Genomic DNA, 9845 nt, shown 5'->3' with positions numbered 1-9845 from the left:
CTGTGGGAGCGGGCTTGCCCCGCGAAGAATCCAACACAGTGCATGGCACGGGCTTCGCCCGTGTTCGCGGGACAAGCCCGCTCCCACAGNNNNATTGCGCTAGATTCTAGAAATTGAGCAAGCCAGTTGTTTCCCCAGGTACTGCATCAGCCTCAAGCCTGCGGGGTACCTGTGGGAGCGGGCTTGTCCCGCGAAGAATCCAACACGGTGCATGGCACCGGCTCATCCGGTGTTCGCGGCAAAAGCCGCTCCCACAGGATTGCCCAAAGCCTGGATTCTGAACAAGCTCATGAACCCGTGCGCAACAGCCCCTGCAGGCTGGCCAGGATGGCGTTGGAATCATAGGGCTTGCGCGTTACCGGGACATGCTGCAGATGCTCGGGAATGCTGATGCCGTCGCCATAACCGGTAGCGAACAGGAACGGAACCTGCCGTCGGAGCAGTTCATCCGCCACTGACATGGAGGTACCGGTACCCAGGTTGACATCCAGAATCGCGGCATCCGGCGTCCGGTCGGCAAGCAGCCGAATGGCTTCGTTCTCGGAGCCGGCGGTGATCACGTCCTTGATCTGCGCATCATTCAGAATTTGCTCCAGGCCAACGGCAATTACCAGTTGGTCTTCCAGTATCAATACACACAAACCGTTACGGGCGGCAAAGGCATCTGCTGCACGTGCGATGGGGGCGACGTCGCTGGCGGGCTCGGCTGCTTCGGCCACGGTAAGGTGTTTGGCCGGTATCCTGAACAACCCCTGCAGGCCTTCGGGGTGGTACTCCACTGCGCTGGTGCCGCCAAGGTCGAACGGGATGCTGCGATCGATCAGCACCGAGCCAAAGCCGCTGCGACTCGGCGGCCGCACCATCGGCCCGCCGCTTTCACGCCAGGCAATGGCGCATGCGCCAGCTGGATCGATGCTCCAGCCCACGGAAAGCGTGCCACCGCCCCGCGAGAGCGCGCCGTATTTTGCAGCATTGGTTGCCAGCTCATGCAGCACCAAGGCCATGACCGAATAGGCGCGGGCATCGAGGATCACGTTCGGACCCTGCAATTCGATCACGCCTGCCGCAGTGCGGTAGGGCGATAGCTCGGCCTCCAGCAGTTTGGCCAGACGCCCGCCGCCGTCGCCTCGCACCACCTGGTCATGCGCGAGGGACAATGCCTGGATGCGCCCCTTCAGCGTCGCCACATAATCCTGCAGCGTCTGGCTTTCCGTCGTTGGGTGGGCAACCAGGGCGCCGATCAGCGAAAGGATGTTCTTGACCCGATGGTTGAGCTCTTCATTGAGGATGCGCTGGCGCACCTCGGCCTTGGAGCGCTCGCTGGCCAGCAACTCGCTGTTGTACAGCACCACCTCGACGATGGCAGTACGGATGGCATCACCAAACTGACGGTCCTGCTCGGTCCACGGTAGCGACTGCTGGTGAACGGTTTCTTTCCAGATGGCGAAACTCTTGCGTGGCGTGAGGCGGTCGCCCAGCGCGCCGCTGTGGTAGGTCTTTTTCGGGTCTCCGGCCCAGTCGAGCGTCTCGATCACTTCCTTACGGAAGAAGATCAGGTAATCCCTGGGGTGCTGCGACATCGGAATGATCAGTACGCCTGACACGTCGGTGAAGTACGCCTGCGCGGCAGGCAGCACCATCGACAGGCGGTTGGACGCCCAGGTGCGGCCCTCGCTGACCATGCTGGCCAAGCCCAGTAGATCGGGGACGGCCGACTTCGGTGGGGCCAACCCGACGGACGCCCAGCGGCCCTGCAGCGACATCCCGATGCCGTCACAGGGAATCAGCGACATCAGCCGCGGCAGGCGTGCGTGGAAGAACCCGTCGATGTCAGCGGCCTGGTTGGCCTGCCGCATCAAGCTGTCCAGCGCTTTGTGCACGTGCACGGCGGCTTCAAGCTTTTGCCGGCTGCGCAGCGTCTCGATGTGCAGCGAGAAGAACTCGCCGAACATTTCCGCTGCTACCCGTTGCCCCATGGACAGGGTGCGCGGTGCATAGTGGTGGCAGGCGATCATGCCCCACAGCTCGCCGTCGACAATCACCGAAATCGACATGGACGCGCCCACGCCCATGTTGCTCAGGTACTCGCAGTGGATGGGCGAGACGCTGCGCAGGTGGGCGTAGGAGAGGTCGAGCGGCTCGCCCGAAGGGTCGAGTACCGGTTCGATGGGCACCGTCTTGAACTGGGCATCGGAAATCACCCGGATCCGGTTGCGCAGGTAGAGCGCGCGAGCCTGCTGGGGGATATCGGAAGCCGGAAAGTACTGGCCCATGAAACTTTCCAGGTCACTGCGCTTGGCTTCTGCGACCACCTTGCCGGCACCGTCCGCGCCCAGCTGGTAGATCATCACCCGGTCATAACCGAGCACGGCGCGGATGAACCGTGCGGCATCGCGAAACAGCTTGCCGGTCTGGTCGATTTCACGCAGCTGGGCGATCAGGGTGCGCGCCAGCTCCACGGGCTCCGCGATGCCGGCGTCGGCGGGCTCGAACTCGAGGATCGCCGAACCTTTGAATAGATGGGCTGCGATATCGAAGGCCTGACCGTTGGCCAGCTGCACACCAAAACTGAGGGCTGGCCGCGAGGCTTCCCGGGTCCGTGCCAGCGCGTTGCGCAGGGTATGGGCGATCTCATCACCCAACATCGCCTGCAGCTTCTGGCCGTTGATGTCCCCGGTTATCCCAAGCATCTGCGGGACGTTGGCCGAATGGCGCAAGACCACCGTCGCCGTGGCATCGCAGGCCAGCAGGCAACCGTGAGGCTGGATGCTGCCAGGGATCTGGATCGGCTCGCGGTCGCAGTTGGTCAGGTTTACTTGAGTGTCGGAGGTCATTTGGCCGGTGCCTGAGGATAAATGAGCGATTGCCAGGTATGCGCAAAGGCGCAATCTTCGTCAGCCTAGCAGGCATCATGATTGTGGGTATAGCCTGTCCAGCAACCTTGGCAGAGCTAGGACAAGCAAGGCCAGCTAAAGGTGCCAAACCTTGAGGGTGAACGCTTGCTGCAGGCACTCAGGGAATGGGTTGGCGGCCCCGTCCATGAATCAGAATGCCTCGGTTACTGGCCTCCTGAACGCCAGGCGGGCTCGGCCAAGCGTTCGACGAAGAATTCCGCCAGTGCCTGCACTTTTCGCGGCCGACTACGTGCCGAGGGGGTGACGAAATACAGCCCGCCCTGGGTCATGCTCCATTCGGGCAGAACCCGTGCCAGGCGGCCATCAGCCAGGTATTCGGCGCTAATGAACTCCGGCAGCTCGGCGATCGCCAAGCCTGCCAGCAAGGGGGCAACCAGGGCATCGGAGTTGGTAACCCGAAGCGGCCCACGCGGGGTCACATCCTGTTCCGTGCCGTCGTGGTGGGTAAAACGCCACAGTTGGCTGCGGGCGCGGTAGGCGTAACTCATGCAGGCATGGTCGGCCAGTTCACGCGGGTGCGCGGGGTGGCCATGCGCGGCAAGATAACCAGGTGACGCCACCAGGTTCTGGGTGACCGAACAGATACGCCGCGCCACCAGTGACGAGTCGGGCAGTGCGGCAATGCGCAGTGCGGCATCGAAGCCATCTGCCACAAGGTCAACTGTCGAGTCGGACAAATGCAGGTCGAGTTCCAGCCCTGGGTAACGCGCCAGCAACTCAGGTAATAACGGCGCGACCCAGCGCAACCCGAATGACATCGGCACTGCAAGCCGCACCAGGCCACGGGGCTGCACCGACAGCTCCAGCGCCTCGCTTTCGATTTCCTCTGCCTGGCGATAAAGCGTGCTGGCTTGCTCGACCATGCGCTGGCCGAACTCGGTCAGCGACAGCTGGCGAGAGGTGCGGTTGAACAAGCGCCCACCCAGGCGTTCCTCCAGCCGGGTGACAGCGCGTGAAACGGTGGGGACCGACACCCCCATGGCGCGTGATGCTGCCGCGTAGGAGCCTTCTTCAGCCACCTTGGCAAACATCGCCAACCCTTCGAAATCCGGAATTCTTGCCATTTCATTTCTGCAATGATGGGTTTCAAATGATTCTATTTTGAAAGCAGTGGTAAGTCGATACGCTTCTCCCCACAGCAACTCACCAACCTGAAGGGAGAAACACCATGAGCAAGAAACTCGAAGGCAAGATCGCACTGGTTACCGGCGGCACTACCGGTATCGGGCTGGCCACCGCCAAACGCTTTGCCGAAGAAGGCGCGCACGTCTACATCACCGGCCGCCGTCAGGCGGAGCTCGACAAGGCGGTGGCGCTGGTTGGCAACGCCACCGGGGTTGCGGTGGACTCCACTCGCCTGGACCAGCTCGATGAACTGTATACCCGTATCAGCCAGCAGCATGGCCGCCTTGACGTCCTGTTCGCCAACGCCGGCGGCGGCTCGATGCTGCCCTTGGGCGACATCACCGAGGCGCACTATGACGATACCTTCGATCGCAACGTGAAGGGTGTGCTGTTCACCGTACAAAAGGCACTGCCGCTGCTGGCGCGCAATGCCTCGATCATTCTGACCGGCTCTACGGCGGGCAGCTCCGGCACTGCGGCGTTCAGTGTGTACTCGGCTTCCAAGGCCGCCGTGCGCGCCCTGGCCCGCAGCTGGATCCTGGACCTCAAGGACCGCGGCGTACGGGTCAACACCCTTAGCCCCGGTGCTACCCGTACACCTGGCCTGGTCGACCTCGCGGGCCCGGATGCGCAGCAACAGCAGGGCCTGCTCGACTACCTGGCAGCGCAGGTGCCGCTGGGCCGGGTAGGGGAACCGGTGGAAATCGCCAATGCGGCGGTGTTCCTGGCCAGTGACGACGCCAGCTTCGTCAACGGCGCCGAGCTGTTCGTCGATGGTGGTCAGGCGCAGATCTGACCGGCAGTGCGGTGGCAACGAAGGCGGCGCATGCCGCCTTTCGCCCATGGAGAACATTTGTGCTCCTGCCCGGAAGCGCTTGTAGGCAAGCTGCAATCAATGGTCTCATCGCGCGCCAGAGCCTACTGGTATTGAACGATGAACCGCCCACTGTTTGTTTCCATCGATGGCCCCAAGGGCACCGGCAAGACCACACTGCTGGAGGCCGTGACCCAAGCCCTGAGGCTGCACGGGCACAAAGTGGTTCGCCTGTGCGAGAAGAACAACGACCCCTACCGCAGCGAAACCATGGTGCTGGTCAACCGGCTCGCCAGAAGCCCCTGCCAGGATCTGGAATACCAGGTTTGCGAACGTTTTGCCGAAAGCCGGGCCTGGATTTCCCGCACGGTGCTGCCCAGACAGCCCCTTGATAGCATCATCCTGATCGATCGCTGGTATCCCTCTGACGCCGCATTTCGCCGTACCGTGCCGTTTGCGCAGATCTTGCAGCTGAACCTTGAGCGCGGCGTGCAAGTGCCGGATCTGCATATCGGTGTTGTCACCGCCCCTGAAACTTCATGGGCAAGGGCCGCGGCGCGCAACCGCGGGCTGGGCAGTACGGTGATCCACAATCTGGATGAACAGGCTGCGTGCACCGAAGCGTTCGAGCGGGCGGTCGTCGAGCATGGCTGGCTGCTGTGCCGAAACGAAGGCACCATCGACCAGGCAACGCGGCAGCTGGCAGGCGAAATACAGGCAGCCGCCGTTCGTTGAAGGCGGGCGCACCCTGGGGCGCCACCCGCAGGCAACCTGGTCAGCCTGAGACCGTGCGCTGATGGGGTCTGCAACAACGAATGGTTCATGCCTCCATCGACGAATGATGCCCGGTGATCAGCCATTGATCGTCGATCCTTTCAAAGGTGAACAGAAACCGCGCCGGCACCACGCGCTGCTGGCCTTTGTCACGGTAAACAAACGTGTAGAGCCCGCCGACGACCACGGTACCCAGCTTGCGGCTCACTCGTTTCTTGAACACCTTGATGTCACACACCAGGCCGTCATTGCTCAGGAAATTGTCAAAATAGTTTCGGCGGCTGTCGGCGCAGTCCCGTACCTGGTTGGACAGGGTGGGTACCAGGATGGCGTCGGACGCATAAAGGGCCAGCACTTGGTCTACGTCACGCGTGGCCACCGTTGCGGCCCATTGATAGAGCGCGGCCTTGGCACCTGCCAGGCAGGCCAGTTCGGTGTCGGCGTAGGGTTCAGCGTTGACGGGGTAGGCGGCGGTTGCGCTCATGGGGGCTTACCTGAGGTTGAAACGGATAAGTGGCAGGTTGATGCCTGCGTGCGGTCATGTGTTATAACATAACATTTCCGCTACAGGTTCCGGATCATGATTTTCAAGCGCAGGCAATGGGCAGGCGGTAGCTCTGGGGAGGTTCGCTCATGAGCGATATCCTTGTCAGGAATGCCCGGCTGGTGAACGAAGGCAAGGTGTTCGATGCCGATGTCCTGGTTGCCCACGGGCGAATCGAGAAAATCGCCAGCAGCATCGAGGGTGCGAGCGCCAACATCGAAATCGATGCCCAAGGGCGCTGGCTTGTGCCTGGGATGATCGACGACCAGGTGCACTTTCGCGAACCCGGTGCAACGCACAAGGGCAGCATGGCCAGCGAGTCGCGGGCTGCTGTAGCCGGAGGCATTACCAGCTTCATGGACATGCCCAATACCCATCCGGCGACCTTGACCCTGGCAGCCCTGGATGACAAGAAAGCCCGCGCGGCCGCGTCCTCGGTTGCCAATTACGGCTTTCACTTTGGCGTGAGCAAGGACAACCTTGAGACCGTCGCCCGGTTGGACCCGCGGCAAATCGCTGGGGTGAAGGTATTCATGGGGGCCTCCACCGGGGACATGCTGGTCGACGACCCCAGGGTACTTGAGCGCCTTTTTGCCTGTGTGCCGACGGTGCTGCTGGCGCACTGCGAACACACGCCCTCCATCCTTGCCAACGAAGCACGTTGCCGTGAGCAGTTCGGTGATTTCATTCCGGCGGCCATGCACCCGCTCATACGCGATGCGCAAGCCTGCTGGCGCTCCTCCAGCCTGGCCGTCGAGCTGGCGAACAGGTTCGGTACCCGCTTGCATGTGCTACACCTGACCACGGCCATGGAGCTGGCGTTGTTCGCGCCTGGCCCGTTGGCCAGCAAGCTGATCACGGCCGAGGTGTGTGCGCACCATCTGCTGTTTGACGACCGCGACTATGCAAGCCTGGTCAACCTCATCAAATGCAACCCGGCGATAAAGACCCGCGCCGACCGCGACGCATTACGCCAGGCACTGCGGGAAGACCGCATTGATGTGATCGGCACCGACCATGCCCCGCATACCCTGGCAGAGAAAAACCGGCCCTACGCCAGCGCGCCTTCCGGCCTGCCGCTGGTGCAGCATGCGCTGCCAGCGCTGTTCGACCTGGTCGCGGAGGGCGTGCTGCCGGTGACCCAGCTGGTCCGTAAAACCAGCCATGCGGTGGCCGACCTGTTCGCAATCCAGGAGCGCGGCTACTTGCGTGAAGGCTACTGGGCAGACCTTGCGCTGGTCGAACACCTCGAAGTGCCACGGCCGGTCAGCCTCGATCCGGTACTTGCCCATTGCCAGTGGACGCCCTTCCAGCACCACCGGCTGGGTCACCGCATAGCCACGACGATTGTTTCCGGCCAGCTGGCCTGGCATGAGCACGAGCTGCACACGCATTGCCAGGGTTTGCCACTGGGGTTTCATGCACAGCGGCGCTGAGCCTCGACCTACTGACGCGAGAATGACGGCAATGACTGAACACGATCTGCTTTGCATGCCAGAAGCGGCCTATATGAATGCTTCCCAGCTGGCGTTTTTCCGCGACCTGCTGCTGTCGCAGCGCACCGAGTTGCAAGCGCGGATTTCCAGCGAGTTCGAACTGATGCGCACGTTCGAACCCAGCAGCGACCCTTCGGACCTGGGGACTGTGGAGGAGCAACGGCAATGGCAGCTGCGCCTGCTGGAGCGGGAGAAAAAGCTGCTGGACAAGATTGACGAAGCCTTGGAACGCATAGCCCGGGGTGAGTACGGGTGGTGCAGGGACACGGGCGAACCCATCGGCCTGAAGCGGTTGCTGCTGCGGCCGACAGCCACGCTGTGCATCGAGGCGAAGGAGCGCCAGGAGCGCAGGGAACGGCACATTCGCGAGGATTGACTAGGGCTGCCGGGCCAGTGTTCGCGGGCTCGGCCGTTACGATGAGGAGGGGGCTGCGAGTCTTTTGCGTCCAGGGCATGCACAGCGCCACCCGGTGCGCCACGCCGCCTCGCCTCGTCGGGCGATCCCTGCCAAGCGCATGGAGTACAGGTGTACTCCATGCGCTTTTTCTGCTCAGGGCCGGTCCTTGAGGGTCTCGAAGGCTTTGACGCGCTTGATCAGGCTTTTCTGGCTGGCCGAGCTGGCAGTGTTGAACAGGAACGAGAAGTCCGAAGCCAGCGAGGGACTGCCGGCAATCGTCGCGTACTGATGGCACTGGTTGCAGTCATCACCCTGCACGTAGGTTTCCATGGTGGTGTTGGCCACAGGCACGGGGCCCTCGCTGATGAACGGCCCGTAGGACAACGGCACCTGTGCGTTGGCACCCGGTTCCGGGCTGGGTGGGTTGGGGGCAAGGGTCCACAGCACATTGATCAGCTTGTAGTACTGGAACACCGACTGGCCCTGGGTTTGCTGCGCGAAGTTGGCTTGCACTGCGCTGTTCAGGGCCTGCAGGGCACTGGGCACAGGGTATTCACGGGTGGTCTGTACCGGCTGGTCGCGCGGAAAGAGGTCCGTACAATCGCTGTCGGGGTGGTGTTGCTTGCACTGGATACGGGCCACGTTCGGTTTACACTCGGGGCCAGTGCCACATTCGGGGTTGTTGAACGCAAAACCGCCCGGCGGGGTTTGCTGCGGCGGCACCTGGGCCGGTTCGGGCACGTTGTCCACCTGCTCGAACGTGGTCCAGATAAAGTTGGGCGAAGCCTGGGTTTTGTTGATGATATGCAGGCCCACCAGGCCCACCACTTCCTGGGTGCATGCCAGGGTGTCGGGGCGCTTGAGCCAGGCCACGGTGGTGAGGTAGCGCCCGAACAGTTCGGGTTTGCCAGTCAGCACCCGCCAGGCGGCCTTGAGCTCGATCGCGCCCAGTTGCTCCTGCGGCACGGGCGATGGCGGCAGTTCGCGCATCGCTTCACCGATGGGTAGCGACAGCCCCTCGGTTTGGGCGACCTTCAACTGGTTGGCCGCGTCATAGAGCCCGTGGTCGACGATGTAGTCGAATTCGGCCTTGCCTACCTTGCGTTCGAAAAATACCAGGTTGCCCGACTGATCTGTCAGCCAGCCGCCGGACGCTTCCATGACCGGGTCGGGAATGGATGCCAGTGTCCCGGTGGACAGGTGGAAACCGTGCAGGGCGTTGATCGCGCCTTCTGAGGTAGCGTTCATGAATTTGCGAGCGCCCACCTTGAGCGCCTTCAGGCTACTCTGGCTGTTGCAACTGCTCGGTACCAGGGTTTGTACGCCCCAACCGGTGGGCGCGGGCGCGCCTGGCAGAAAGATATCGTTGGCGTCCTTGTAGCTGGCCCACACCGGGGCCACGCTCATCGGTTCACCTGCCGTGGTGGGCACACCGAACTGCGCCAGGGTGCTTTGCCTGTCGGGTTCGCCCGCCAGGCTGGGGGTGCCCGGCCAGCCGGGGTTCACTGGCCAGTTCAAGGCAATGAACAGTTGCCAGCCGAAGCAGTTCATGAACGCCTGGCTGGTGGCATTGAAGTTATTGACCGGCAGAAACCCCCCGCTCGCAGGGTTGAACACCAACTGTTGCTGCACACAGGCATCGGCGTCCGACAGCGGGGCCGCAGCAGCGGGTTGCAGGGTCTGCAGGCAAAGCAGGATGCCGCTTAGCAGCGACAGAAGGCTCAGGCGTAAGCTGGACATCATTGCGCTCCTTGCAAGGCGGTGAAGCCGCACCCGAAGG

The 9845-nt window shown here is 62.6% G+C and carries 8 protein-coding genes; 4 read left to right on the top strand and 4 right to left on the bottom strand.

Annotated elements, in window-relative coordinates; genetic code table 11:
• Positions 1–287 precede the first annotated feature (287 nt).
• Both E8E68_RS10980 and E8E68_RS10975 read right to left on the bottom strand, forming a co-directional pair.
• The gene (locus tag E8E68_RS10980) at positions 288–2834 is read right to left on the bottom strand and encodes an HWE histidine kinase domain-containing protein (protein ID WP_280341298.1); all 2547 of its coding nucleotides are present in this window, start codon (positions 2832–2834) and stop codon (positions 288–290) included.
• Between the two features lie 224 nt (positions 2835–3058).
• Positions 3059–3979 (bottom strand): LysR family transcriptional regulator, encoded by a 921-nt coding sequence (locus E8E68_RS10975; RefSeq protein ID WP_280341295.1) that lies wholly within the window; start codon positions 3977–3979, stop codon positions 3059–3061.
• Between the two features lie 104 nt (positions 3980–4083).
• Between E8E68_RS10975 and E8E68_RS10970 the strand changes: the two genes are divergently transcribed.
• Positions 4084–4836 (top strand): SDR family oxidoreductase, encoded by a 753-nt coding sequence (locus E8E68_RS10970; RefSeq protein ID WP_110746701.1) that lies wholly within the window; start codon positions 4084–4086, stop codon positions 4834–4836.
• A 138-nt stretch (positions 4837–4974) separates the two neighbouring features.
• Complete coding sequence (locus E8E68_RS10965; RefSeq protein WP_280341290.1) at positions 4975–5589, top strand: dTMP kinase; 615 nt, start codon at positions 4975–4977, stop codon at positions 5587–5589.
• A gap of 85 nt (positions 5590–5674) precedes the next feature.
• Here E8E68_RS10965 and E8E68_RS10960 read toward each other — a convergent pair whose 3' ends face one another.
• On the bottom strand, positions 5675–6112 hold the full coding sequence (locus tag E8E68_RS10960) for a nuclear transport factor 2 family protein (RefSeq protein ID WP_266029126.1): 438 nt from the start codon (positions 6110–6112) through the stop codon (positions 5675–5677).
• Between the two features lie 149 nt (positions 6113–6261).
• Here E8E68_RS10960 and E8E68_RS10955 point away from each other — a divergent pair, with 149 nt between their 5' ends.
• On the top strand, positions 6262–7608 hold the full coding sequence (locus E8E68_RS10955) for a dihydroorotase (protein ID WP_280341287.1): 1347 nt from the start codon (positions 6262–6264) through the stop codon (positions 7606–7608).
• A gap of 31 nt (positions 7609–7639) precedes the next feature.
• Positions 7640–8044, top strand: a complete 405-nt coding sequence (dksA, locus tag E8E68_RS10950; RefSeq protein WP_266029128.1) for an RNA polymerase-binding protein DksA — start codon at positions 7640–7642, stop codon at positions 8042–8044.
• Positions 8045–8218: 174 nt separating this feature from the next.
• Here dksA and E8E68_RS10945 read toward each other — a convergent pair whose 3' ends face one another.
• The gene (locus E8E68_RS10945) at positions 8219–9805 is read right to left on the bottom strand and encodes a hypothetical protein (RefSeq protein ID WP_280341282.1); all 1587 of its coding nucleotides are present in this window, start codon (positions 9803–9805) and stop codon (positions 8219–8221) included.
• Between the last annotated feature and the right edge of the window lie 40 nt (positions 9806–9845).

Origin of the sequence: Pseudomonas sp. BN607 (genome assembly GCF_029871175.1) — a bacterium.
Classification (GTDB): domain Bacteria; phylum Pseudomonadota; class Gammaproteobacteria; order Pseudomonadales; family Pseudomonadaceae; genus Aquipseudomonas.
Note: the sequence above shows the minus strand (reverse complement) of the source record. Positions and strands in the feature narration are given on the sequence as shown.

Bases quoted from the DNA above. Each gene is read 5' to 3' on its own strand.
- E8E68_RS10980 (WP_280341298.1), bottom strand. From the start codon at position 2,834: ATGACCTCCGACACTCAAGTAAACCTGACCAACTGCGACCGCGAGCCG.
- E8E68_RS10975 (WP_280341295.1), bottom strand. From the start codon at position 3,979: ATGGCAAGAATTCCGGATTTCGAAGGGTTGGCGATGTTTGCCAAGGTG.
- E8E68_RS10970 (WP_110746701.1), top strand. From the start codon at position 4,084: ATGAGCAAGAAACTCGAAGGCAAGATCGCACTGGTTACCGGCGGCACT.
- E8E68_RS10965 (WP_280341290.1), top strand. From the start codon at position 4,975: ATGAACCGCCCACTGTTTGTTTCCATCGATGGCCCCAAGGGCACCGGC.
- E8E68_RS10960 (WP_266029126.1), bottom strand. From the start codon at position 6,112: ATGAGCGCAACCGCCGCCTACCCCGTCAACGCTGAACCCTACGCCGAC.
- E8E68_RS10955 (WP_280341287.1), top strand. From the start codon at position 6,262: ATGAGCGATATCCTTGTCAGGAATGCCCGGCTGGTGAACGAAGGCAAG.
- dksA (WP_266029128.1), top strand. From the start codon at position 7,640: ATGACTGAACACGATCTGCTTTGCATGCCAGAAGCGGCCTATATGAAT.
- E8E68_RS10945 (WP_280341282.1), bottom strand. From the start codon at position 9,805: ATGTCCAGCTTACGCCTGAGCCTTCTGTCGCTGCTAAGCGGCATCCTG.